The organism is Alcanivorax sp. DG881, from assembly GCF_000155615.1.
Lineage (GTDB): Bacteria > Pseudomonadota > Gammaproteobacteria > Pseudomonadales > Alcanivoracaceae > Alcanivorax.
Genome location: NZ_DS989915.1, coordinates 1 through 24,801 on the forward strand (window position 1 = coordinate 1; position 24,801 = coordinate 24,801).

Here is a 24,801-nt window from a genome sequence, read left to right on the forward strand (position 1 = left end):
TCGCGGGTTCGAGTCCCGTCCGCTCCGCCACTATTCAGCAAGAAAGGCTCTCCTTCGGGAGGGCCTTTTTTGTATGTGAAAAACGCTGCAAGCTCCTCGCAACACGCTGCATGCCTGTAACTTGCTGTTTTCTTCTTTGCTTTTCCGTGTTGCCTGCCGCGTGAAGCGTGCAGCGCCTATTTCATGAACTTGTCACCTTCTTTCTGTCTAATTTCATGGACGACATGTGAAACGATAGAAGGAGAAAGGCAATGGATGATTATCTGGAAGAGCGTCTGGAAGAAAAACTGCTGATGGAAAGCCTGGAAGAGTGGCTGGAAGATGATGATTGGGCAGATGACGGCGAGGAGTTGTAATCCTTCGCTGTTCTCTGCCCCTCTTTGGTTACCCCTCCGTTCATCCCGCCTCATCTCTGCCTGCCTTTTCTGCCGCAACGTGACTTCGGTACTGTTCTGATGGCGTCGTCTGACGCAAGCTATTGGCGTGACTTTTGTTTAACTGCCTTTCAGGTCACACTCTTTCCATAAGGCCTGACTATAATTGGCAGCGCCGCGACTGTGGGTGTCACTTTTGGGAGTGACGCGATGTGCGACGCATCTGCCTGCGGCGGCCACCTATAAAATAATTTCAAGGGAAGGACCGGCACCATGGCTGCATCCTCTGTTACCTCGGAAGCGATTCTGTTTTTTGATCATCGGGGTATTTCCAAAAGCATGCTCTACGCAGATTTCGAAGCCATTCTTGACGGGATGGTCGGGGTGCCTGAGTTTGCAGACAAAGAGGTGCGGGGCGCCTATTGCCTGGTTAACGGCCAGTTGCGGGTGCGCTCCCTAGTGTTGTTTACCATCGATTTTGATGAAGACGGAATGGCCGATACCACCTGGAATGTGCCATTGCGCCACCTTGCGGAACACGCAGGCCAGGGGCCAGATATGGGAGCGGGGCCGGTTCGTCTTGCGTGTCGCAGCCAGTGCCCGGTGGCCTGGCATCAGGACCAGATGTGGGATCCGGGAATGAAGCCCGGTGCCAACGACTTTATTGCCATCCGTGATTCCATTCGTGAGCGAGGCCCGAAAATGGGGCTGGAAATGGATGACGAGATGGATGTCGCGCCTCCGCCCGTGGTGGGCACATCCGCGCCAACGATCGCGCCGGAAACGGATGAGTCGCAAAAGAAAGCAGACCAGGAGCGTGTCCGCTTGGCGCGCATTATCAAGGAGCTGCGCCTGCGGGTGCAGACCCTTGAGAATACCCAGTCTGAAGACGCCGCCAAGGTGCGGTACGCGGCCCAGCAGAAAGAAGAAATCCTCAATGCCCAGCTGGAAAAAGTGATGGGGCAGTTCAAGGCGATCAAATCCCAGAATGGCGCCTTGCGGGAGCAGAATGAATCCCTGAAAGGGCAGCTGCTATCCCTGAATCAGAGCCTGGAAGAGCAGAGTCGCCGCAGTGAGCACCAGGGAAGCGAGATGGAGGTGCTGACGGAGCAATACAAGCTGGCGCTGGAGCAGCGGCTGGAGGAAGAGCGGGCGAAGATGTCGGAGCAGTTACATGCGCTGGAAATGGATGTGCTGACCCGGGATGACCTGATTGGCCAGCTCCGTGGGGAAATCGCCGAACAGAAACGCAATAAGGCAAAAGACGCCAATAGCGGGGCGCAGAAGACCCTGGAGAAGCTGGAAGAGCTGGGGCTGAGCTTTATCGCCTTTCACCCCGGCGCGGGGCATATCTCCATCGCGGCGGACCAGGTGGCCAGCTACATGGAAAACCCCATTGCCTTTGCCGCCCGCAAATGCCTGGTCACCGAAGACCATTACCGGGCCTGGTTGGCGCACTATGAAAGCCCCACCTGCCAGGTTCCCGTGGGGGCCGATGAGACGCCTTGTGGCAAGCGGGTGATCCGTGTGGAAGTGCCCAACCAGTTCAAGCCCGGGGTGTCCGATTGCAACGCCAACCGCTGCCCGAACTGCCGCAATGATTCCGCTATCGACAATGTGCTGCGTTTCCGTTGAGCGAATAACTGTGAACTGGTTCCGCTAGGTGCTTGATTGGTAAGATTTTTGCAGTACTTTTTTCTGATCAGGGCTTTGGCCCGGCAGCATTGCAACAACCATTGCAACAACAAGAACATCGGGAGTCGCTGTTATGGCGCAGGAATCCATCGATAAAAGCCTGTTACAGACGTTTGTGCCGGTTAATGCCCTGTCCGGCGATCAGCTGGACTGGTTGCTCGACCAGCAGGAAGTGTGCCGCTATGCGTCAGATGATGTCCTTTTTTCGCTGGGTGACCAGGATAACACCACGATTTATCTGCTCAGTGGCCGGGTAGAGCTCACGGATGAAGAGGGTAAAAGCCATACGGTAAGTGCCGGTGATACCGCGTCCTGGCATCCGCTGGAGCATGCTCAGCCCCGCCGTAGTACCGCGAAAGCCGTGGGTGAGGTGAGCGTGGTGCGTTTTGACAGCTTCCGGCTGGATACCATTTTGTCCTGGGATCAGTCGGCGGGTTACGTCATTCTTGATATTAATGCCAACTCCGCCTACCAGAACGACCGGGAATGGATGATCCGGTTGCTCAAGTCCAAGCTTTTCCACCGGGTGCCGCCGACCAATATTCTGGAAATTTTCCGTCGCCTCAAAGCCACCCGCCACAAAGAAGGCGAGGTGATTATTCGTCAGGGAGAGGCGGCTGATTGCTGCTATATCCTGAAAGAAGGGGTGTGTGAGGTGTCAATCGGTCTGGGCGAGGGCGAACCGACTCCGGTAGCCATGCTGGAAGAGGGGCAGTGGTTTGGCGAAGAAGCGTTGTTATCAGGCAAGCCACGTAATGCCACGGTGACCATGGCCACAGACGGTGTGCTGATGAAGTTGGACCGGCAGGACTTTGATGCTCTGCTGCGTGAGCCCATCATCAACACCATGCCGGGGGATCAGGTACTGTCTTCTGCCGAGAAGGGCGCCTGGTGGCTGGATGTGCGCACCAGTGATGAATTTGATCAGGAGCATCTGGTGGGGGCCACCAACATGCCCCTGAATGTGTTGCGCCTGAAATCCCGCCTGTTGGACCCGGGCAAGACCTATATCGCCTACTGCGATACCGGGCGACGTAGCGCCACCGCCGCTTTTCTGTTAAAAAACGCCGGCCTGGATGTGATCGTGCTGGATGGCGGCCTGAATGCCAATGCTGGTACCCTGCACGAGTACCTGACTCAGGGGTAGCGCTTGCCGGATGGTGAGGCTGCCCGATTTTCGGGTTTCGCATCACCCAACGCAGCTTTACCTGAATGAGATCCCCCTGTGGCGCAAGAGAAATTTCGCAATATCGGATTAATTGCTCGGTCGGAAAGTGAGCAGGCGCTCTATTCATTGCGTCAGCTGATCCACTTTCTGCATGGCCGCGATTGCACCGTCATCCTCGATAAACACATTATCGGCAATCTGCCGGAGATGGGTTTGCAGGCCGCCAGTGCGTCGCAAATGGGCGAGTCCTGCGATCTGGTGATTGTGGTCGGGGGCGATGGCAGTTTGCTGGGCGCTGCGCGCATTTTGTCCCGCTATAACGTGCCGGTACTGGGCGTGAACCGCGGCCACCTGGGTTTCCTTACCGATATTCTTCCTTCCGAAATCGAATCCCGGGTTGGCCAGGTGCTGGATGGTGAATACAGCACGGAAAAGCGCTTCCTGCTGGATCTGGAAGTGCGCCGGGGCAAAACCGTGGTGGGTGAGGGCAGTGCCCTGAACGATATCGTGTTGCTGTCGGGTGACAGTGTGCACATGATCGATTTTGAATTGATGATCGACGGGCACTTTGTTTATGGACAGCGCTCCGACGGCCTGATTATCTCTACACCTACCGGCTCTACCGCCTACGCCCTGTCCGGCGGCGGGCCCATCATGCATCCCAAGCTGGATGCCATGGTGCTGGTTCCCCTGAATCCCCATACCCTGACCAGCCGCCCGCTGGTCGTGGCCGGTGACAGTGAAATTAAAATCCACATCACCACGGAAAAAGTACGGCCCCTGGTCAGCTGCGATGGCACAGAGGGGATTCGTCTGCAGGTGGATGATGTGATTGCGATCCGTAAAAAACCGCATCGTCTACACCTGATTCATCCTCCGGGGCACGATTTTTATCAGGCGTGTCGGTCCAAGCTGGGCTGGAGCTCCCGGCCTGGTGACAATAGTTAATAGTAGCTAATAGTAAAAAGCCGAGCCGCGCTGTTATTCCGTTGTTTAGTCATCTTCGCATGGTGAATCTGTTCGGGATAAATAAAGCGGGTCGCAGGCTGCAGATTTTTGAAGAGTGAAACCAATGAACTACCAAAGTTTTGAAGACCTGATTGCTTCCATGTCTCCGGAGGCCTGCGACAACATGCGCCGTGCGGTGGAAACCGGGAAGTGGGCGGATGGCCGCGTTTTAACCCGTGAACAAAAGGAATTGTGTCTGCAGGCGGTGATTGCCTGGGAGCAGCAGAACCTGCCGGAAGAGCAGCGCACCGGGTATATGGAGCAGGCCTGCAAGAGCAGTGAAGAAAAACCGGAAGAACAGCCAGTAATCTTGCGTGGCCCGGATACGCTGCAGTAAACATATTTTAATTATTTGAATACTTTTCGTCGATGACCGACGAGTCGTCCCTGAAAAAACGCCTGCCGGCGTTTCCCGCCATTATTTTTCTGTTCCGCGCGTTTGTGGAAAAACGGAATTAATGTATTCTTCCTAGAAACCCCGCTTCGGTAGTGGGGTTAGCGTAGGCACAAATAATTCGTTTGGCTAAAGAGCCTTCTGCTGCTTGTATCAAGCCCCCCTGAGTGTAAGTGCAGGCAACGGCAGGAATTAGATAATAAAAAGTGGTTTGGGAGAGATCATGAATACTTATAAAAAGGTACTGCCTCTGGCAGTGGCTATGGCGCTGGCTGCCTGTGGCGGCGGGAGCGACACGGTACCGGACCAGAGCGAAGGAGCCACCTTCCACGGTACATACCCGAAATTTAACCCCGTTACATCGGATCTGCCTCTCAATACTGATCTGATCTTTGCCGATGCGCCTACCAGTGATGGCACGGCGAATGTGGGTGTCGCCACGAACCCAGTGGAGGCGGCAGTTAATGGTCTGGACGGTTTCTCTACCAATGCCTATTTCGATATTGCCTTTGAGGGCAGTATTGATTCTGCCAGTGTCTGTACGCTGACAGACGCTACCGTCAAGATGGCGTGTGCTCTGCCAAACGTCTTCCTGTTGCCCCTGAATACCGGTGCAGGTGACGCATTGGATCCGTCCAACATTGATCCCATGTCGCCGGTTCTTTCTGCAGCGATTACACCGGTTACCGCATCCGTTGTGTCCCTGGATGGCGGCACCAACAATGTGTTGAGGGTTATCCCTGAGCAGCCGCTTCAGGCAAAAACCAAGTATCTGGTGTTCGTTACTAACACAGTTATGGATGCCAATGGTGATCCGATCAAGGCATCAACAGCCTATGATTTGCTGGGTGAAAACGAGCCTGCAGTGTCGGGCTCACTGGCGGCGGTCCGTGGTGCAATTCAGGGCTGGGAAGCCATTGCTGGTGGTGTTCTTGCAGTTAATGGCCTTGCTGCAGACCCTGTGTCTGGTAAAGACCAGGTGGCTATCTCCTACACCTTTACAACCACTGATCCAATCGCGCCTTTGGTCGGCATGGCTGCACCAAGAGCAGCTTTGGCTGGGTTGGGTGTGCCATCCGCGAGTATCAATGGGCTGCAGGCAGGCGGGTTCTTGCCCACGCCGGTAGAGTCTGAGCTTGTAGGTGTGCCTGCAGCGACAGAAACAGACATCGGTGGTTTGACAGGGCTTCCAGCTAATATCGCCAATCTGTACACCGGTTATATTCAGCTTCCCTATTATCTGACCACCCCGGAAACTACCGCCAGCGCCAGCTATACTCAGGATAGCTGGGTGCCGGATGCCACGTTGGCGGGCGCATTGGGTATGAGTGTGCCACAGGATGTGGATGGTTCTACCAATGTCACTTACCGCTATCCGTTTGCCACTGAGCAAAGCCTGGAGACCGTGCCGCTTCAGGTTACGTTGCCGGGCTCTGCAGCGGGTGGGGGCGCTTGTGCGGCTCCGTATCCTGTTGTGATCTATATTCACGGGATTACCAGTGATCGTAGCTCTGTGGTTGCGCTTGCCCATAGTCTTGGCAATGCCTGCGTGGCGACGGTAGCGGTTGATTTGCCCTTGCATGGCGTAACCAACAACACCGGTTCACCACTCTATGGTCTGAATGTAGAAAATCCTGCCGGACTGGGTGCGGCGTTTGCCGGGTTGGGTGAAAATGCGCCCCGTGAGCGTCACTTCAATGATGCGGCTGGTTCTGGTGGTCAGTTCATTAATTTGGCTGTACTTCAGAATACTCGCGATAACCTGCGTCAGTCGGTCATGGATATGCTCAACCTCAATGCCAGCCTGACAGTGATCAGCGATAATCTTGAGGCTCAGACGCTGGGCAGCCTGGATACTTCTGACGTGAAAGTGGTTGGTGTGTCTCTTGGCGGCATCGTCGGTTCCGTTTATGCAACCGTAAATCAGATGTCGATTGGCGCTGATGGCATGGCAGGTTTTACCAGCAACCTCAAGCCGCTTAGCGGTGTTGTATCGTCTGCTTCTGGTGGTCAATTGACCCAGATTCTCGCCAATTCCCTGGCGCTTGGTCCTACCGTAAATGCGGGTCTGGCGGAGGCAGGAGTGAATCAGGGCACGTCAGATTATGAGAAGTTTCTGTACGCAGCACAAAGCACTGTTGATTCCGGTGACCCGGTGAACTTCGCTTCCACGTTGAGCGGCATCGGTGTGCCGGTACTGATTCAGCAGATCAAGGGTGGTGGAGATGCCAGTGGCCTTGGTGATACCAAGGTCTACACTGCGGACAAGGTTATCCCTAATAGTGTTGACGGTGCGCCGTTGGCCGGCACCAGCCCACTGGCGACTCTCGCTGGTGCGTCATTGCCAAGTGCGGCACCGGGTGCGTCTTCAGCAAATCTGTTGACCAGTCTGACTATTGGTCATCACGCCTCTCTGTTGCGACCGAGTGAAGATGGTGTGACGCCGGCTACCACAGGTGAGACGCTAGCCACAGGAGAGCTGCAGACTGAAGTGGTCTCTTTTGTGCTGGATCCGACCAACATTGCGGTTGGAACTGCGGGAAGCAATGCCGCGTCTGCATTCGTTGAGGTCGACGCACCGTAGCTCCTTTTATCCTTCCGTTAGAACGACAACACCCCGCTTTTGCGGGGTGTTGTCGTTCTGGGGACGCGTTAAACTGCGCCTTCATTGATTCTTCCTGTCAGGAGTTGTTCTCATGGAAATTGGTCATGCAGCCGTCGCTATCACACGCCTTCAGGATTATTGTCCTCCTGCCTATCTGGTCGATAGTGTGGCACTGGATGTAGATATTCGCGATGGTGTGACCACGGTGACCAGTAGCCTGTCTCTGCGTCGCAATCCTGCCTCTCCTGACGCCACAGTAATGGCTTTCAACGGTGAAGGCCTCCTCTTGCGCACTCTGGCGCTGGATGATGTGGTGCTCGATAGCGACCGCTATCACTATGAGAACGGCCTGTTAACCGTTGAGGGGTTGCGTGAAGCCTGTACGCTCACCTCCGTGGTCGATATTGAGCCGGAAAAAAATACCGCGCTGGAAGGGTTGTACCAGTCCAATGGCATGTACTGCACCCAGTGCGAAGCGGAAGGCTTTCGCCATATTACGTTTTTCCCGGACCGTCCGGATGTTCTGTCTCGATTTACCACTACGGTGCGGGCGGACAAGCAGCGCTATCCGTTGCTGTTATCCAATGGTAACCCGATAGATCAGGGGGAAGAGGGGGATCGCCACTGGGTAACCTGGGAAGACCCGTTCCCGAAACCCTGTTATCTGTTTGCGCTCGTAGCCGGAGACCTGGCGTGCCTGGAAGACACTTTCATGACGGTATCCGGCCGCAAGGTGGCATTGCGTCTGTATGCCGAGCATCGTGATCTGGACAAGCTGGACCATGCCATGGCGTCGCTGAAAAACGCCATGCGCTGGGATGAGCAGGTTTACGGCCGGGAATACGATCTGGATATCTACATGATCGTGGCGGTCAGCCACTTCAACATGGGGGCCATGGAAAACAAGGGTCTGAATATTTTCAACACCTCCTGTGTGCTGGCGCATCCCTCGACTACCACAGACGCAGGGTTCCAGCGGGTGGAATCCGTGGTGGCTCACGAATACTTCCATAACTGGTCCGGTAACCGGGTGACCTGTCGCGACTGGTTCCAGCTAAGTCTGAAAGAAGGGTTTACGGTCTTTCGCGATCAGCAGTTTTCGGCGGACATGAATTCCGCTGCCGTTCAGCGGGTGGAGAACGTGGACTTCCTGGTGAATCACCAATTCCCGGAAGATCAGGGGCCCATGGCTCACGCCGTTCGTCCGGAGGAATACCAGAAGATTGATAATTTCTACACCCTGACCATTTATGAAAAGGGCGCGGAAATTGTTCGCATGCAGTATCACTTGCTGGGGGCGGAGAATTTCCGCAAGGCGACAGACCATTATTTCGAAGCGAATGATGGCAAAGCGGTAACCTGTGATGACTTCGTAGCCAGCATGGAGGCCGTTTCCGGCCGTGATCTGGGCCAGTTCAAGCGTTGGTACAGCCAGGCGGGCACGCCGGTGCTGACCGTTACCGACGAGTACCGTGAGGGGCAATATCACCTCACTTTTCGGCAACATACTCCTGCCACTCCGGGTCAGGAGGACAAGCAGCCTCTGGTGATCCCGATCCGTCTGGCCCTGTTGGATGACCAGGGCGCCCCCTGTGCGCTGGACGCGAACGGGCAGGGTGAGCAGGTCATCATTGTGGACCAGGCACAAGAAACCGTGTCTTTCGCGGTGCCTGAGGGCGTGACGCCTTCGTTGCTGCGCGGCTTCTCTGCCCCGGTGGTGCTGGATTATGACTACACGCAGGCGCAGCTGGCACGACTGCTGGCTTATGACAGTGATGGCTATTGCCGCTGGAATGCGGCTCAGCGCCTTTACTTCGCCGCCCTGGATCGGCTGGTGGTTGAACCCGGAGAGGCGGATGCAGAAGCTGCGGCGCTGGTGCCCGTGCTGGAGCAAGTCATTGCACGCAGCGATGAAGATCCCGCTCAGGCCGCGTTGTTGCTCACCTTGCCCAGTGAAGTGGCATTGGGTGACCGGCATACACCCTTGAACCCGGCATCCATTCATCTGGCTCACCGTGCCATGAAACGGGCATTGGGCAAGGCCTTGCAGTCACACTGGCTGTCTCTGGCAGAAAACCTGCTGGCGACGGAATTGAGCATGGATGGCCGTGCCATGGGGCGACGGCAATTGCGTAATCTGGCGCTGGACTTTTTGGCAGCAGGCGGACACGACGAAGCGGCGCGATTGGCGGTTGAATTGTTTGAGCTTCCCCTGTGTATGAGTGAAGAGCTGGGGGCGCTGAAGGTGCTGGTGCACCATGACTTGCCGGGGGCGGACCAGGCTCTGGCGCAGTTTGCTGAACGGTGGCAGGAGGAGGCACTGGTGATGGATCAGTGGTTCGCGGTGCAGGCCACGGTGCCGGGCGAGCAGACAGTCGATCGGGTCAATGGTTTGCTGGAGCATCCTGCCTTTGACTGGAAAACGCCGAACCGGGTGCGGGCTCTGGTGGGAACATTCACCAATGGCAACCCGTCGGCCTTCCATGCGGAAAGTGGGGCGGGGTATCGCTTGTTTGCCCAGGCGCTGTCCCGGTTGGATGCGATCAACCCGCAGGTGGCGGCCCGCCTGGCCAATGGCGCGGCGCGCTTGCCCAGGCTCGAACCGCAGCGGCGGGAGCGGCTGGCAGAAGTACTTGCTAATGTGCAAAAAAATTCATCCGGTAACGTGGCAGAAGTGCTGGGCCGCATCCTGTCATCCTGATTCTGCGGACCTCGCCGGATGGAGCTGTACGGGGCCAATAAAGGGATGACCGGCTAGTCGTTAATAATAGAGTACACAGGGGATTTATTTTTTTTCCTGATGTGTAAGAATTATGCATTAGCTCGGGCGGTGGTTTGTATCAGGAAGAATGATGGGACCTGCTGCAAATGGGAGCTGCTGTTGCCCGAGTAAAAAACAATAAAGCCATGCGCATGGCAATTCGGAGAGCTACATGAATAATAATCACCTGCGTAAAACCAGGCTGGCTATGGCTGTTGCCAGCATCACTGCCCTTACCGGGCTGTCCCTTCCTGCTTCAGCGGTTCAACTTGATTTTGAAAACCCGGACTGGTCGGGCCGGTTGGATACGACCTTGTCAGTTGGTGCCCTGTTCCGGACGGAGGGGCAGGATTCCATGCTTGCCGCCACCGGTGACGTGGTGGACATGACCAAGGCCGGTTACGGTTCTCAGATCAACAAGAACGATGCCAATAATAACTACGATACGGGCCTGGCCTCTCTGGTGTACAAAATCACCCCGGAGCTGGATCTGAGCTGGCAGGGCAAGTACGGCATGTTTCTGCGTGGCACCGCCTTTTATGATCAGGTGATTATGGGCGGCGACCATAATGGCGGTGTTCTGAATGCGTCTGCCCCGTATGTACCAGGAAATGGTTTCAGCCGTTACGCGACCTATTCGGATTATGCGAACAATGGCACGGGTGACGACTTTACCCGTGATGCCGAGCGCTACGCCGGCCAGCGTGCGCGTATGCTGGATGCGTATGTGTGGGGCAACTTCGATATGTTCGATCGCCCCCTGAACGTACGTCTTGGTCAGCAGGTGATTAACTGGGGTGAGGCGCTGTTCATGCAGAATGGTGTTAACACTGCCAACTATTTTGATCTGAATGCCTTGCGTCTGCCGGGTTCTGAAATCAAAGAGGCCTTGCTTCCCCTCAATAGCTTGTACTTCTCCTACGGCTTGACCTTCAATGCCACCCTTGAGGCGTTCTACCAGCTGGACTGGAAGAACTCGGAAGATGCGCCAACGGGTACCTACTTCTCCACTCATGACGCCTTCCCGGGCAAGGGTGCAGACAACGTAATCATTGACGGGCGGGTCGTTGCTCTGGGCGCTAACGCTCCGGGTCTCGAAGGGGCCTTTGCAGGTTATACCGCTCTTAACTACTCCGACTATCAATACGAAGCGACTCAGGTGACGGTAGACCGCATCAGAGACAAAGAAGCTTCAGACAGTGGTCAGTTTGGTCTGGCATACCGTTATTTTGCTGAAGGCCTTAATGGCACGGAGTTCGCGCTGTATTACACCCGCACCCATGCGAAGACGCCGGTTGTGGGGGCTCGTCTGAATAATGTCCAGGCGGCACAAGGTGGTGGCGCGGCAGCGATGCCATTGATCATCGACACTGCAGAATATCAGATGGCGTACGCCGAAGATCAGGACATGATTGGTGGTAGCTTTAACACCAGTATTGGCAGCATGTCCCTGGCCGGTGAAATTGCTTACCGTCCCAAGCGTGCGATTATCAACGAAGCGGGCGATGACCTGATTTCTGCCCTGGCAGGAGCCGCTGGTAAATCCGCAGGTTTGCTGGGCCCTGATACTGTCGTGAGAATTGAAGATCTGACCGGTCACTGTGTGCGTGCAGAAATGGGTGGAAGCTGTCTGTCCGGCGATACAGTAGTCACTGATAGTGAGCTCTATTACTTCTATGACGAAGTGGAGAGCTACAACGGCTCTCTTGTCAGCATCTTTAACTTCGGTCCTACATTCGGTTCTGATGGCCTTATCGCCTTGCTGGAGCTGGGTGTTGAGCACATCGAAGGGCTGGAAAGCCCGGATGAAGAATACAACTCAACAGCGGCAATTCTGGAATCAGAAGCACAGATCCTGAGCCCGGATGATCCGAACAAGTACAACCTGGACCCCACCTCCTGGGGCTACCGTGCGGTGCTGAAGGCGGATTACAGTAACGTTTTCGCGGGTGTTTCCATGAGCCCAAGTGTACGTTTTGCCCATGATGTAAACGGTAACTCTCCGATTGGCGGCAACTTTATGGAAGATCGTAAGGCAGCCACCCTGGGCGTGAGTTTCCTGTACTTGAACAACCTGGAAGTGGCCATGTCTGGTACCACCTTCTGGGGCGCCAAATATTCCAACAAACTGGCCGACCGGAACAACGCTTCGGTTTCTGTTAAGTACTCTTTCTAATTTGTTCCAGGCCGGAATGCCGGCCTGTTTTTAACGGAGAGCAATCATGTTGAAGAAATTGACCGCAATGGGTGGTGCACTGGCACTGTCTCTGAGCGTAGCGGCCAATGTGCACGCTGGTGTTTCCAGCCAGGAAGCGGCGAAGCTGGGTAAATCCCTGACGCCATTCGGTGCACAGATTAAAGGCAACGGCAAAGCGATCTCTACAGGTCTGGGTATCCCGGATTACACCGGTGGCATTCAGCGCAAGGATATTCCCAAGGAATACACCCGCCCGGGCCAGCATCACCCGGACCCGTACAAGTCTGACAAAATCGCCTTCACCATCAACGCCCAGAACGTGTCCCAGTATGCGGACAAGGTGCCGGATGGTGTGCAGGCTATGCTGAAAACCTACCCGGACACCTTCAAGCTGAACGTGTATCCGAGCCATCGCTCCACGTCTGCACCGCAATGGGTGTACGACAATACCAAAAGCAACGCGACCAAAGCCAAGCTGGGTGAAACCGGCGTGGATAACGCCTTTGGCGGTATTCCGTTCCCGATTCTGAGTGGTAGCAACGAGCAGAAAGCCAAGCAGGCAATCTGGAATCACATTCTGCGCTGGCGTGGTCTGTACGTGGTGCGTCGTGCGTCAGAAGTGGCCGTTCAGCGTAGCGGTGCCTACTCGCTGATTACCTCGCAGCAGGAAGTGTATTTCCGTTATTACGATCCGAAGTACAACTTCGACTCCCTGGATAACATCATTTTCTACTACCTGTCCTTCACCAAAGCGCCGGCACGTCTGGCCGGTGGTGCGGTACTGGTACACGAAATGCTGGACCAACAGAAAATGCCGCGCCAAGCGTGGGGCTACAATGCCGGCCAGCGTCGCGTGCGTCGTGCACCGAACCTGGCTTACGACACGCCGATTGCGGCGGCCGATGGCCTGCGTACGGCAGACGACACCGACATGTATAACGGTGCGCCGGACAAGTACAACTGGAAGCTGGTTAGCGATAAGCCAGTAGAAATGTTCATCCCGTACAACAACTACAAGCTGGACAGCCCGGATGTGAAGTACGAGACCTTGCTGCAGAAGGGTCACGTCAATTCGGATTACCAGCGCTGGGAGTTACACCGTGTCTGGGTGGTGGAAGCAACCTTGAAAGAAGGTGAGCGCCACATCTACGAGAAGCGTCGCTTCTATATTGATGCGGATTCCTGGCAGATTGCCGCCATCGACCAGTACGACCGTCGTGGCGAGCTGTGGCGCGTCAGCCTGGCTTACATCAAGAACTACTACGAAGTACCGACCCAGTGGACCGCTCTGGATACGTTCCACGACCTGCGTGCTCAGCGTTATCACGTGCAGTTCCTGGATAACGAAGAGTCAACGATGCTTGATTACAGCCAGCCGGTACCCGGCGACCGCTATTTCCACCCGGCAGCGCTACGCCGCCGCGGTCGTTAATTATAAAAACGCCGGCTCCTTGAAGCCGGCAATGCAAAACGACCGGGAGGCCGCCCATGGCTCCCGGTCGTTTTGTGCTCGGCCCTGAAAAAGGGCCCTCGGGAAGAGTAAGGGACAATGAAAAAAACAGTGCTAATGGCTTTTTCGGCCATACTGTCTGCGCCCCTGCAGGCAGATTTCGTTTCGAATGATGCGCCTCTGGTCACCGCTAACAATTACCTGGATATCGCCTATGCCGATAGCCGGATTGTTGCTGTGGGCGACCGGGGTAAAATTCTCTATTCCGATGATCAGGGCGATCACTGGAAGCAGGCGGTAACGCCATCTGAAGTATTGCTTACTTCGGTGTGTTTTGCTGATGCTCGCCACGGCTGGGCGGTTGGCCACGATGCGGTGGTGCTGGGCAGCGATGATGGTGGGGAAACCTGGACCGTGCAGTACAGCGACCCTCTGGGTAGTGGCGAGGATGATGCGGCGCCGGTTGAGGAGGAGCTGGATGACTACGCCATGGATGATCTCTATGGCGACCCGTACGGTGATGATGCCTACGGTGATGAAGGCGACGATCTCTATGGCGATAGTGCTGCCATGGCACCGGTAGATACATCCGGTGCACCGTTGCTGGATGTGTTCTGCGATAGCCGTGATCGTGCGGTTGCTGTGGGCGGGTATGGCTACTTCCTGCGAACCACCGATGGTGGCGAAACCTGGAATAAAGCCCTGGATAGCCTGGATAACCGTGATGGCTGGCATTTGTATGACTATGCCGCTGCCAAAGGCGGAAACGATCGTTATGTCGTGGGCGAAAAGGGCGTGATGTTCCACTCTGCCGACAAAGGTGTGAGCTGGGAAAAACTGCAAAGTCCTTACAGCGGTACCCTGTTCGGGGTGACGGCGATTTCTGATTATAAAGCTTTGACCTATGGCCTTCAGGGCAATGTGTGGTTGACGGCTAATCGGGGGCGCAGCTGGGCAAAAATTCCCTCAAAGCTGAGCCGCGGCGTGAACGATGGCACCGTACTGGCGGATGGCACTGTGGTGCTGGTCACTAACGCCGGTGGCATCCTTACCAGCCATGATGGCGGTCAATCTTTTTCCCTGCGGTTCTTGCCGGATCGCGATTCTATCTCCGCAGTTCTTCCCCGTGATGCGGGTGGCATTCTTGTCGCCGGGCAGGGTGGGTTGCGTGTGATCGAAGACGTTAAATAAGGGGCACAGCAATGTCAGGTCGCATTTCCAAAAGTATTGCCAGTGGGCTGTTCGCTGTTCGGCCCCTGATTCTGCTGGCCTTTATCGCAGCCACCGTGCTGCTGGGTTTCCAGGCCAGCAAGATCGAACTGAACACCGATATCCGCAAGATGGTCCCGCTGGATCATCCTTATATCCAGAATTTCCTCGAGCACCAGAATGATTTGAGCCTGGGTAATGACGTCCGCGTGATTGTTGCGGAAACCCAGGGCGATGACATCTTCAACGAAGACTATGTCAACGCGTTGAAAGAAGTCACTGACGAAGTCTTTGCACTGGAAGGCGTTGATCCGAGCAAAATCCGTTCACTGTGGACCAGCAATGTTCGCTGGAACGAAGTGACCGAGCAGGGCTTTCAGGGCGGGGAAGTGATTCCTGCAGGCTATGATGGCTCACAAGATTCACTGGAACAGCTGCGTACCAACGTGCTGCGTTCCGGGCAGGTGGGTCGTCTGGTTGCCGATAACTTCCAGTCCAGCGTGGTGCACGCTTATTTGCTGGATGCCTTGGGCGATGACGGTGTCGATATTCCGGCCCTGTCGGCCCGGCTGGAAGAGATCCGCGGCAAGTATCAGGATAAATACCCGAACGTTCGCATTCACATCGTCGGCCTGGCCAAAAAAGCCGGTGACGTGATGGCAGCGGCGGAAGAAGTGGCCATGTTCTTCTTCTTCACCCTGGGGTTGATCGCGCTGTTGCTGTTGATCGACACCCGCTGCCTGCGCAGTGCACTGACCGTGACGGCCTGCTCCTTTGTGGCCGTGATTTGGCAGCTGGGCATTGTCAGCAGCCTGGGCTTCACCATTGACCCATATTCCATGCTGGTGCCGTTCCTGGTGTTTGCCATTGCGGTATCACACGGTGTTCAGATCGTTAACACCCTGGCCAACTATGCAGCAGAAGGGCGTAGCTCGCTGGATTCGGCCCGCTCTACGTTCCAGGCGCTGTGTGTGCCGGGCATGGTGGCGCTGGTGTCGGATGCCATCGGTTTCCTCACCCTCTACATGATCGATGTGGGCGTGATTCGTGAGCTGGCCATGGCCGCGAGCATCGGCGTGGCGGTGATCATCATTTCCAACCTGGTCGTTGTCCCGCTGGTATTGTCTTACCTGGGCGTGAGTGGTGCTTCCATTCGCAAGATTCAGGCTGGGGAAAAGAAAGATCACCCGCTGGCGGGGCTGTTTGCCCGCTTTACTCGCACTCCGTTGGCAGCGCTATCTATTGTTGTGGCTGTTGCGGGTTATGGTGCCGGTATTTATCTCAGTCAGGATCTCAAAATTGGTGATCTGGACAAAGGGGCCCCCGAATTGTGGCCGGACCCGTGTGAAGACATGGATTGCCCGCGCGGCTATGAGCCCAAGCCACGCTACCGTTACAACCATGACGTGAACTTCCTGGTATCCAATTACTCGGTAAGTGCGGATGTGCTGGTGGTCATGGGCAAGACACCGATGGAGTCCTGTAATACCTATCAGGCCATGCAGACCGTGGATGACCTGGCGTGGAACCTGCGTAATGTGGAAGGGGTGCAAGACGTCACGACCATCGCGTCTGCGACGAAGCTGATCTCGACCAACATGAATGAAGGGTCCATGAAATGGGCGACCATTTCCCGGGATCAGTATGCGCTGAATAACGTTATGAGCTTCATGCCGGACAGCCTGTACAACCTGGATTGCTCCCTGACGCCGGTTTACGTGTTCCTGGACGATCACAAGGCAGAAACACTGGAGCGCGTTACCGGGGCAGTGGCAGAGTTTGCCGAGGCCCGTAACAACAAGGATGTGATGGAGCTGAAGCTGGCCTCGGGTAACGCGGGCGTGGAAGCAGCAACCAACCAGACCATCGCCGCCAGCCAGTACCCGATGCTGGCTCTGGTTTATGCGGTGGTGTCGGTGCTGATTCTGATCGCTTTCCGTTCTTTCCGTGCGGTGATTTGTATCATCGTACCGTTGGGGCTCACCTCGATTCTCTGTCAGGCACTGATGGCTCACCTTGGCATCGGCGTAAAAGTCGCCACTCTGCCGGTGATTGCTCTGGGTGTGGGTATCGGTGTGGATTACGGTATTTATATCTACAGCAAGCTGTCTGAATACCTGAAGCAGGGTATGGAGCTGGAAGAAGCCTACAAGCAGACCCTGAAAACCACGGGTAAGGCGGTGGCGTTCACCGGTATTACCCTGGCGGTAGGTGTTGTCTTCTGGGTATTCAGTTCCATCAAGTTCCAGGCGGACATGGGCATCCTGCTGACCTTTATGTTCCTGTGGAACATGATCGGCGCCCTGTGGCTTCTGCCGGCTCTGGCTCGTTTCCTGCTCAAGCCGGACCCGGCCCGCGCCAAACTGCGCAGTTAACTGGCGCGCTGATTTCGTTGGTTATGTTCAAGCCCGGCTCTGCCGGGCTTTTTTTGGTTCTTCGCGGATTGGAGTGAATAACACGCTATTCGCCGTCTGATGGATTTATCGCGAATACCCGGCACTTTGCCAAACGCTCGACGCCGAATGCCTGACGTAAACCCCCTAGCCTGAGAGGCTGTCGTTATCACGTTATCTCCTTTGAGGGGGTATTTTGAGGAATAGTCAGGGCCATCATTCAGGTAATTATCGGGTAAGGCATTTTACGCAGAAAGCATGGCGGCCAAGGGTTTCAGGTTTTGAATTCAAGCGTCCGTCGTCGGGCATCCGGCGTCCAGCGGTTGCCAGGGCGGGATAATGAGACAAGTTCTGAAGCTGGCTGATCACTCCATTCCGCGATGAACCTTTTTTATGCCGTTTCGCGGCTGCAACACGGTTTTCGCTACATGCAATATGCCCGATGTAGTGGGGTGTGGGAGTGGGTGGCAGATGAGCCGGGGCACCATTCGCCCACTGTCGGACACAAAACATCGAAGTCACCGGGGCCGTTGGCTATAATGCCGCCGATTACCACCGATCGGGTTATTTCATGCTGTACTCCCTGGCACGACCTTTACTGTTCTCTCTCTCTGAAGAGCATTCCCACGAGCTGACGCTGGCAATGCTGCGCAAGCGGGCAGGCAAGTTGTGGCCTGGCACGGTGCCGGCGGCGCCCAAAGAAGTGATGGGAATCGAGTTTGCCAATCCGGTGGGGCTGGCTGCAGGGCTGGACAAGAATGGTGACTGCATCGATGGGCTGGCTGATCTGGGTTTTGGCTTCCTTGAAGTGGGGACCGTTACGCCACGTCCGCAACTGGGCAATCCTCAGCCGCGCCTGTTCCGCCTTCCCCAGGCCCAGGCCCTGATCAACCGGATGGGCTTCAATAATCTGGGAGTGGAATATCTGGTAGGGGCGGTGAAACGTAGCCGCTATAAAGGAGTGCTGGGGATCAACATTGGCAAGAACAAGGATACCCCGGTGGAAGATGCGGTTCAGGACTACCTGATCTGCCAGCAGAAAGTGCACGCCTATGCCAGCTACCTGGTGGTCAATGTGTCCTCACCCAATACGCCGGGTTTACGCACCCTGCAGCACGGTGCGGCTCTGGATGAGCTGCTGGGTACGTTGCGCGAAGCCCAGACGCGCCTGGACCAGGAACACCGTCGCCGGGTGCCGCTGGTGATCAAGATTGCCCCGGATAACAGCGAAGAAGAGCTGCAGGGGATGGCAGAAGCCTTTGTGCAGCACGGAATCGACGGTGTATGCGTGGGTAATACCACCTTGTCCCGCGAAGGCGTGCAGGGCCTGAAGCACGGAGAGGAACAAGGTGGGCTCAGTGGCGCGCCGCTAACCCCCATTGCCAACCGGGCGCTGGCTGCCATGCGCCATGCGCTTAATGGTCGTATCCCGATTATTGGCGTGGGGGGCATTAATAGCGCCGATGATGCACTGGAAAAGCAGCGTCAGGGGGCGGATCTGGTGCAGATTTACAGCGGTCTGATCTACCAGGGCCCGGGCCTGATCGGTGATATTGCCCGGGCCTGGCCGAAAGGCATTTGAGCTACACGCTCAATTGGATGAAAGAGCTGAAAAGTTTCCTGATCTAAAGCTTTATACGAAGCCGCTGTAGGAGTTCCCTTTCAGGGGACGAACCTCGCGTAGCGAGGGTGTTCGCTGTGGTGAAAGGGTTTGATTGTGACGGACATTAAAAAGGGCCCGGGTGGGGCCCTGTGGGTCGGCGCGCTGAACGCGTCGGCGTTGTGAAACTGGAAGAAATTAACCGATATTTTTCAGATTCTGAATGCTGGCGACGCCGAGCATTCCGTGAGCAAAGTCAGTGCGACCTTCGCGCCATCCCCCCATCCAGTTGGTGCGTGCCTGGAGCGTGCCAAACGGGCAGTCTTCACGGGATTTTCCATCCAGGCCGGCGTTGTATCCCCGGTTGTAAGCGCGGTCGTCTTTACTACGTTTTTGTCGCTTCATAAACGCTTTCCCTTTCACAGATAGCGGTACCGAAAAATGGCCCCTCGGCTAAAAACGTAGCCAAGTAGCGGGGCCGACACATTCAGTATGGGAAAGCGGTAAGGTGGTGTCGAATACCATGTAGCAATATGGTCAGTGCTGGTTAAGCATATGACGTATAAAGGACAGGTTGATGACCGTTTGTGTAATGCCATGAAAAACAAGTAGTTAGTTTTTCGCATAGGGCATGAATCAGTCACTTAAGAGGATTTGGTAATGGAATTTGTGGCCACCTGCATGCCAGGCCTGGCAGATTTGCTCAGTGACGAATTGTCTTCACTGGGCATATCCGTAACAGAAGCCGGGCGGGCTCATGTGAGTTTCTCCGGGGGCTCGGCGGACGCCCTCAAGGTGTGCCTGTGGTCTCGCCTGTCCGAGCGGGTGCTGTTGCATCTGGCGACGCTGGGGGTGACGCCGGACATTGCTCCGGAAAAGCTGGCGGCTAGCCAGGACTGGCTGTCGCTGGTAGCGAATGACGCCCCTGTACACGTGCATATTGAGCACGGTGCGGAAGTGCGTGGCGATAACCGGATCAGTGCCAAGCGTTTTATCCAGGCGCTGCCCGAGCAGTTTGCGATTTCCCGGGAACCGAAGGGCAGTTGTTGTATCCGTGCCCGTCTGGACCTGAACGAGGCGCACTTGTGGCTGGACCTGGCCGGTGAGCCCCTGCATCGCCGCGGCTACCGCCTTGCGGGCGGTCGGGCGCCACTGCGTGAAACCCTGGCGGCGGCCATGCTGTGGGCCATTGGTTGGGGTAAAGCAGAGCGACCCCCTGCCTTGCTGGACCCGTTCTGTGGCAGTGGCACCCTGGTGATAGAGGCGGCCCTGATGGCTGCCGGGCGCGCCGCCGGTGCCCAGCGTCAGCACTACGGCTTCCAGCACTGGCGGGGTTGTCGTCGCCAGCTGTGGCTGGATGCCCAGAAGGAGGCGGGGGAGAGCGCCAATCGTCCGGTGCCGGCGCTGTCGTTGAAGGGGTTTGATGCTGATGGCAAGACGTTGCCGTTGGCGTTGCAGAATGCCGAGCGCGCCGGGGTGCGCAATGCGATCCATTTTGAGCGCCGGGAGCTGGGTGCGTTGCGACCGCGTGACTTTGCGGCCAACGGCATTGTGGTGGGCAACCCGCCCTGGGGCGAGCGTCTTGACGAGAAGCAGCAGGCGGGCTGGCTACACTATGCCATCGGCCGGATTCTGGCGCTGCGCGCGCCCGGTTATCAGGCGTTGCTGTTGGGCGCGGATGTGGACGTGATGGACCGTTCCGGCATGAATCTGGAGCGGCAATGGCGCTTGAAGAACGGGCCGTTCAATAATTTTATTCGCCTGTATTCACCGCGTAAGCCGACGCCACCTGTTGTGGCACAAGTCGCTGACGAGGGCGCATTCAATGTCCCGGAAGGTGCGCAACCGTTACTTAACCGTTTGCGTAAAAACGGCAAGCACTTGCGTCGCTGGCTGGAACGGGAGGATATCCAGTGCTATCGCCTTTACGATCGTGATCTACCGGAATTCAACGTGGCGGTGGATATCTATGGCGACCAGGTGCTGGTGCAGGAATTCAAGGCGCCGAAAACGATTGACCCTGAAAAGGCCAAAGCGCGGCGTGACTGGGCGGTAACCGCGGTCCGTGCTGCCCTCGGTGTACACCGTGAGCAGGTGCACTTGCGCACACGCGAGAAACAAAAGGGCAACCAGCAATACCAGAAGCTGGACACCCAGGGGCACTACCGGGTAGTGCGTGAAGGCCAGGCTCAGTTGCTGATTAACCTGCAGGACTACCTGGATACCGGTCTGTTTCTGGATCACCGCCCCACGCGTTTGCGCATTGCGGAGCAGGCCAGCGGGAAACGCTTCCTGAATCTGTTTGCCTACACCGGGTCGGCCACGGTGCATGCTGCCGTGGGCGGCGCCAAACGCACGGTGACAGTGGATTCGTCGAAGCGTTATCTGGACTGGACCGCCTGCAATCTGGCGGCCAATGGCTTCTCCACCGACCAGCACGAGCTGGCTCGTATGGATGCCATGCGCTGGCTGGATGAGTGCAAGGAACAGTTTGATCTGGTGTTTTGCGATCCGCCCACTTTTTCCAACAACAAATCACGCAGTGATTTCGTGGTGGAAGAGCATCATGGCGATTTGATTCGCAAGATCATGCGTTGCCTGGAACCGGGTGGGGTGCTGTATTTTTCCTGTAATTACCGCCGTTTCCAGATGGATGAAAGCATCAGTAAGTGGTTTGACGTGGAAGATATTTCTCGTTGGAGTATCCCTGAAGATTTCCGCCGAAATGAGAAAATCCATTACTGTTACGCGATTCGTCATGTGGAGGATGCATGACGGTTGTGCTCTACACCACGCTGGGTTGCCACCTGTGTGAGCAAGCGAAGGAACTGGTGGCCATGGTGAATCCGGGGCTGGTGCTTACTCCGGTGGATATCGCTGAGGATGATGCCTTGATCGAGCAGTATGGTGAGCGGATTCCGGTGTTGGTGCGCGAGGGCAAAGAGCTGGCCTGGCCGTTCGGTGTGCTCGACGTGCAGCAGTTCCTTTTCTTAATGTGGGGGCCGGGGGGGTGCCGTCCAGGCTTCCCGTGCCTTTGGCTAAACCCGGCCCCCCACCCTTTTCGGTTCCGTGATGGAATGGCGTCCCGGTTAGCGAAATAACGCTAACGCATTTTGATAGGTCATGGCGGCTACGTCCTGTGTCTGCTGCCCGCGTAGCTGTGCGACACGCTGGCCAATCCAGGGGAGTAGCGCCGGTTCGTTACGGCGTTTTTTCGGGGGAGGCTCCGGCAGGTCCCGGGGTAGCAGGTAGGGGGCGTCAGTTTCCAGCAGCAGGCGCTGATCCGGAATATTGGGCACCAGTTCTGCCAGTGGCTTGCCGCGGCGCTCGTCGCAAACCCAGCCGGTAATGCCGATATGGCAATCCAGATCCAGATAGTCAAACAGCGCCTGACGCGACCCGGTGAAGCAATGCACGACGGCGCCGGGCAGATCGTCGCGGAACGCTTTCAGGATAGGCAGAAAACGCTCATGGGCATCGCGCTCATGGAGGAAAACAGGCAGTTTCATCTCTGCCGCCAGCGCTAGCTGGGCCTCGAAGGCGCGCTCCTGGTCCGGTCGCGGAGAGAAGTCCCGGTTGAAATCCAGTCCCATCTCACCTGCGGCTTTCGTCTGCTCATGGGCGAGCAACTCGTGCAGTTCTTTTTCCAGGGCAGGCGAGTAAAAGCGGGCGCTGTGCGGGTGCAGCCCGGCGGTAGCAAACAGGCTGGGATGTTCGTCGGCCAGGGCAATGGCGGCGCGTGACTCGTCGATGCTGGTACCGGTAATCAGTTGCCAGGCAACCCCGGCCGAGGCCGCCCGCTCAATCACCGTTTCGCGATCGTCGTTGAATTGCCGGTCGGTCAGGTTAACCCCGATATCGGCCCATTGATCAGACGCGGTGTTCTGCGTTTCCGAAGGCGTGTTGCTGTGAGGTGCGGTCATCGGTGTCCTGTTCAGATAGCTGCTCGCGCAGGGATTCTACCCGACGACGGTTCGCACCTAAATCCCAGTAGCCTGTCCGCGAGGCCGAGCGCACTTCCACCACACCGTTATCGCGAACATAGAAGGTCACATCGTCCACAAACCGCAGAACCCGGCTGGTGAAGCGCGCCTGGATGCGTGATTGACCTACCACGTCATAGTCCACACGGGGCAGGTTGCCAAGCAGGCTTTCCAGCTTTTTCAGGCTGCTTTGCCGGTCGGCGCCTACCTGTAGAGGAGCGACTCGCTTATCGGCCTGGGTCGCCAGGCTGGACACACAGTTGGGTGAGTCCGGACAGGGCGCAAGAAGATGGGTATCAGCCATGGCAAATGCACTCCATACAATCAGGCAAGTGCCTATACCCGTGTGGATACAGGCTTTAATAAGAGTTCGGATCACGAATCAGCCCCACGAAAATGCCTTCGATGATAAGTTGATCAGCGGGCACCTTGATCGGCTCATAGGCTTCGTTGGCCGGCAGCAGGGTGGCGCTGGATTTATTCAACTTTAAGGTCTTCACCGTGACTTCTTCGTCAATGCGGGCCACTACGATTTCACCCGTGCGCGCCACATTGGATTTGCGTACCGCAATCAGGTCACCGTCGAAGATACCCGCATCTACCATACTGTCGCCCTGTACCTTCAACAGGTAGGTAGGGCGTTGCTTGAACAGCCCCTGGGGGACCGGCACGGTGCGTTCCACGTTTTCGATGGCTTCGATGGGAACGCCTGCGGCGACCCTGCCGACGATGGGCAGTTCTTCTTCGCCCCAGTAGGCGTTATCCAGCAGCTGAATGCCCCGCGAGCGGTCACTGTGCAGCTTGATATAGCCCTTGCGCTCAAGGGCACGGAGATGATCCGAGGCCGCATTCTTGGACTGGAACCCCATGATGTCGGCAATCTCTGCACGGGTGGGGGCCATGCCGCTGTCCGAGAGGCATTCGCGGATACAATCGAGAACCTGCTGCTGTCGGTCGGTAAGTTTGCTGCTCATAACCTTCTCCCTGTTTCCTGCAGAGTGGAGTGCCTGCCGGTGGCCGTGCAGGCAACCTTGCCGGGGTCGTATTCATCCCATGCCTGTCACGGGTGGCTGTAGGCATTTGTATGGTTGCGTGCCTGGGCTTGTAAGTCGTGGCTGACAGGCAGTGCTACATTCTGGATGCTAGCACAGGCACTGATAATATGAACAGTGTTATTTGAACAGTTGTCGGGCGAGGTTTTATCCCGCTTTTACGTCCATGTCGTTGCTCTGTTAAGGCGCGGGTACTAGCATGTGGAGTTGATAGAAATGCCATCAAGACAGTGGGGATAATGGATGGAGCAGGCCAATAATAACGATTTCGGCCAGCAACGGCGGCGCCAGCTGTTGGCTGGTGTGCCGTTTTTTAATGAAATCGCCCGGGATGATCAGGACGAATTTGAACAGCTTGAAAAGACTACCCGCCTTTGGGTGGCGGCTTCCGGAGAAAGCGTCATTCGGGCCGGTGATGTGGATTCCACTCTGTATTTTCTGCTTCGGGGGCAGCTGGAAGTACTCTCGGACACCGCGCCGGAATCCCCGCTTTATTATGTATCTCCGGGGGAGGTCTTCGGCACCCTGTCCATGCTGTTAGGGACACCGCGCAGTGCCACGATTACGGTGGCAGACAACGCCCGCGAAGCGGTGTTGGCGAGCCTGGATTTCAATGAATTCAATGACGATGATGGCCCTTATTCGCTGGCGACCCGATTGGCGTTTTTCCATATGATCGTTCACCACATTCGCTGGACACTGGAAGTGAAGCGAATGCAGGCGCCGACCCATGAACTGGTGCATTCCATGCGCAAGCTGCCGGTTTTTCACGGAGAGAAGAACAGCCCGGAAGAGCTGGCCGCGTTGAAGGTGCAGGCCCAGGGGCTGGCTGAATTGCTGTGCCGCTGGAATGGAGAAGGGCAGGCGAGCACCGGCACACTACAGCTGACCTGATTCACGCTTGCGTCAGCT

Annotated in this window: 18 protein-coding genes; 14 read left to right on the top strand and 4 right to left on the bottom strand. The window is 56.4% G+C overall.

What is annotated here, in order from left to right:
- Positions 1-647: 647 nt before the first annotated feature.
- The 11 genes from ADG881_RS00005 to ADG881_RS00055 all read left to right on the top strand — a co-directional run bounded on the left by ADG881_RS00005 (position 648) and on the right by ADG881_RS00055 (position 18,836).
- Entirely contained in the window at positions 648-2,009 is a 1,362-nt protein-coding gene (locus ADG881_RS00005) for a hypothetical protein (RefSeq protein WP_007150770.1), read from the top strand.
- Between the two features lie 133 nt (positions 2,010-2,142).
- A complete protein-coding gene (locus ADG881_RS00010; RefSeq protein ID WP_007150435.1) occupies positions 2,143-3,216 on the top strand; it encodes a cyclic nucleotide-binding domain-containing protein in 1,074 nt (357 codons plus the stop codon).
- 78 nt (positions 3,217-3,294) lie between these two features.
- Positions 3,295-4,185, top strand: a complete 891-nt coding sequence (locus ADG881_RS00015) for an NAD(+) kinase (protein WP_007148707.1) — start codon at positions 3,295-3,297, stop codon at positions 4,183-4,185.
- A 124-nt stretch (positions 4,186-4,309) separates the two neighbouring features.
- Positions 4,310-4,582 carry a YeaC family protein gene (locus ADG881_RS00020; RefSeq protein ID WP_007149160.1) on the top strand — a complete coding sequence of 91 codons (273 nt, stop codon included), beginning with the start codon at positions 4,310-4,312 and terminating at the stop codon, positions 4,580-4,582.
- A gap of 280 nt (positions 4,583-4,862) precedes the next feature.
- A complete protein-coding gene (locus ADG881_RS00025; protein WP_007148701.1) occupies positions 4,863-7,223 on the top strand; it encodes a hypothetical protein in 2,361 nt (786 codons plus the stop codon).
- 112 nt (positions 7,224-7,335) lie between these two features.
- Positions 7,336-9,945 carry an aminopeptidase N gene (pepN, locus tag ADG881_RS00030; protein WP_007148554.1) on the top strand — a complete coding sequence of 870 codons (2,610 nt, stop codon included), beginning with the start codon at positions 7,336-7,338 and terminating at the stop codon, positions 9,943-9,945.
- Between the two features lie 232 nt (positions 9,946-10,177).
- Positions 10,178-12,181: a DUF1302 domain-containing protein gene (locus ADG881_RS00035; RefSeq protein ID WP_007150927.1), complete on the top strand. Its 2,004-nt coding sequence runs from the start codon at positions 10,178-10,180 to the stop codon at positions 12,179-12,181.
- A gap of 46 nt (positions 12,182-12,227) precedes the next feature.
- Entirely contained in the window at positions 12,228-13,634 is a 1,407-nt protein-coding gene (locus tag ADG881_RS00040; protein WP_039925801.1) for a DUF1329 domain-containing protein, read from the top strand.
- A gap of 117 nt (positions 13,635-13,751) precedes the next feature.
- On the top strand, positions 13,752-14,843 hold the full coding sequence (locus tag ADG881_RS00045; protein WP_007150865.1) for a YCF48-related protein: 1,092 nt from the start codon (positions 13,752-13,754) through the stop codon (positions 14,841-14,843).
- An 11-nt stretch (positions 14,844-14,854) separates the two neighbouring features.
- A complete protein-coding gene (locus ADG881_RS00050; protein ID WP_007148966.1) occupies positions 14,855-17,236 on the top strand; it encodes an RND family transporter in 2,382 nt (793 codons plus the stop codon).
- A gap of 589 nt (positions 17,237-17,825) precedes the next feature.
- Positions 17,826-18,836 carry a quinone-dependent dihydroorotate dehydrogenase gene (locus tag ADG881_RS00055; protein ID WP_007148539.1) on the top strand — a complete coding sequence of 337 codons (1,011 nt, stop codon included), beginning with the start codon at positions 17,826-17,828 and terminating at the stop codon, positions 18,834-18,836.
- Positions 18,837-19,052: 216 nt separating this feature from the next.
- Here the strand turns inward: ADG881_RS00055 and rmf are convergent, their stop codons facing one another.
- Positions 19,053-19,259, bottom strand: coding sequence for a ribosome modulation factor (gene rmf / locus ADG881_RS00060; RefSeq protein ID WP_007149522.1), 207 nt, complete (start codon positions 19,257-19,259; stop codon positions 19,053-19,055).
- A gap of 255 nt (positions 19,260-19,514) precedes the next feature.
- Between rmf and rlmKL the strand changes: the two genes are divergently transcribed.
- On the top strand, positions 19,515-21,629 hold the full coding sequence (gene rlmKL / locus ADG881_RS00065; RefSeq protein WP_007151267.1) for a bifunctional 23S rRNA (guanine(2069)-N(7))-methyltransferase RlmK/23S rRNA (guanine(2445)-N(2))-methyltransferase RlmL: 2,115 nt from the start codon (positions 19,515-19,517) through the stop codon (positions 21,627-21,629).
- Positions 21,626-21,955, top strand: coding sequence for a glutaredoxin family protein (locus tag ADG881_RS17300; protein ID WP_083787434.1), 330 nt, complete (start codon positions 21,626-21,628; stop codon positions 21,953-21,955). The genes rlmKL and ADG881_RS17300 overlap by 4 nt, the downstream gene beginning before the upstream one ends.
- Here ADG881_RS17300 and ADG881_RS00075 read toward each other — a convergent pair.
- Genes ADG881_RS00075 through lexA form a run of 3 tightly spaced genes read right to left on the bottom strand, consistent with a single transcriptional unit; the run spans position 21,944 to position 23,811 of the window.
- Positions 21,944-22,777, bottom strand: a complete 834-nt coding sequence (locus ADG881_RS00075) for a TatD family hydrolase (RefSeq protein WP_050760093.1) — start codon at positions 22,775-22,777, stop codon at positions 21,944-21,946. The genes ADG881_RS17300 and ADG881_RS00075 overlap by 12 nt on opposite strands.
- Entirely contained in the window at positions 22,725-23,141 is a 417-nt protein-coding gene (locus ADG881_RS00080; protein ID WP_039925808.1) for a DUF1499 domain-containing protein, read from the bottom strand. Before ADG881_RS00080 ends, ADG881_RS00075 begins: the two co-directional genes overlap by 53 nt.
- A gap of 55 nt (positions 23,142-23,196) precedes the next feature.
- Positions 23,197-23,811, bottom strand: a complete 615-nt coding sequence (lexA, locus tag ADG881_RS00085) for a transcriptional repressor LexA (protein ID WP_007149021.1) — start codon at positions 23,809-23,811, stop codon at positions 23,197-23,199.
- A gap of 321 nt (positions 23,812-24,132) precedes the next feature.
- On the opposite strand from lexA, the gene ADG881_RS00090 reads away from it, so the two are divergent.
- Positions 24,133-24,783, top strand: coding sequence for a cyclic nucleotide-binding domain-containing protein (locus ADG881_RS00090; protein WP_007150848.1), 651 nt, complete (start codon positions 24,133-24,135; stop codon positions 24,781-24,783).
- Positions 24,784-24,801 lie beyond the last annotated feature (18 nt).

Coding starts and splice junctions, on each gene's coding strand:
- rlmKL (WP_007151267.1), top strand. CDS start 19,515: ATGGAATTTGTGGCCACCTGCATGCCAGGCCTGGCAGATTTGCTCAGT.
- ADG881_RS00080 (WP_039925808.1), bottom strand. CDS start 23,141: ATGGCTGATACCCATCTTCTTGCGCCCTGTCCGGACTCACCCAACTGT.
- ADG881_RS00025 (WP_007148701.1), top strand. CDS start 4,863: ATGAATACTTATAAAAAGGTACTGCCTCTGGCAGTGGCTATGGCGCTG.
- ADG881_RS17300 (WP_083787434.1), top strand. CDS start 21,626: ATGACGGTTGTGCTCTACACCACGCTGGGTTGCCACCTGTGTGAGCAA.
- ADG881_RS00055 (WP_007148539.1), top strand. CDS start 17,826: ATGCTGTACTCCCTGGCACGACCTTTACTGTTCTCTCTCTCTGAAGAG.
- ADG881_RS00005 (WP_007150770.1), top strand. CDS start 648: ATGGCTGCATCCTCTGTTACCTCGGAAGCGATTCTGTTTTTTGATCAT.
- rmf (WP_007149522.1), bottom strand. CDS start 19,259: ATGAAGCGACAAAAACGTAGTAAAGACGACCGCGCTTACAACCGGGGA.
- lexA (WP_007149021.1), bottom strand. CDS start 23,811: ATGAGCAGCAAACTTACCGACCGACAGCAGCAGGTTCTCGATTGTATC.
- ADG881_RS00035 (WP_007150927.1), top strand. CDS start 10,178: ATGAATAATAATCACCTGCGTAAAACCAGGCTGGCTATGGCTGTTGCC.
- ADG881_RS00075 (WP_050760093.1), bottom strand. CDS start 22,777: ATGACCGCACCTCACAGCAACACGCCTTCGGAAACGCAGAACACCGCG.
- ADG881_RS00040 (WP_039925801.1), top strand. CDS start 12,228: ATGTTGAAGAAATTGACCGCAATGGGTGGTGCACTGGCACTGTCTCTG.
- pepN (WP_007148554.1), top strand. CDS start 7,336: ATGGAAATTGGTCATGCAGCCGTCGCTATCACACGCCTTCAGGATTAT.
- ADG881_RS00045 (WP_007150865.1), top strand. CDS start 13,752: ATGAAAAAAACAGTGCTAATGGCTTTTTCGGCCATACTGTCTGCGCCC.
- ADG881_RS00050 (WP_007148966.1), top strand. CDS start 14,855: ATGTCAGGTCGCATTTCCAAAAGTATTGCCAGTGGGCTGTTCGCTGTT.
- ADG881_RS00020 (WP_007149160.1), top strand. CDS start 4,310: ATGAACTACCAAAGTTTTGAAGACCTGATTGCTTCCATGTCTCCGGAG.
- ADG881_RS00090 (WP_007150848.1), top strand. CDS start 24,133: ATGGAGCAGGCCAATAATAACGATTTCGGCCAGCAACGGCGGCGCCAG.
- ADG881_RS00010 (WP_007150435.1), top strand. CDS start 2,143: ATGGCGCAGGAATCCATCGATAAAAGCCTGTTACAGACGTTTGTGCCG.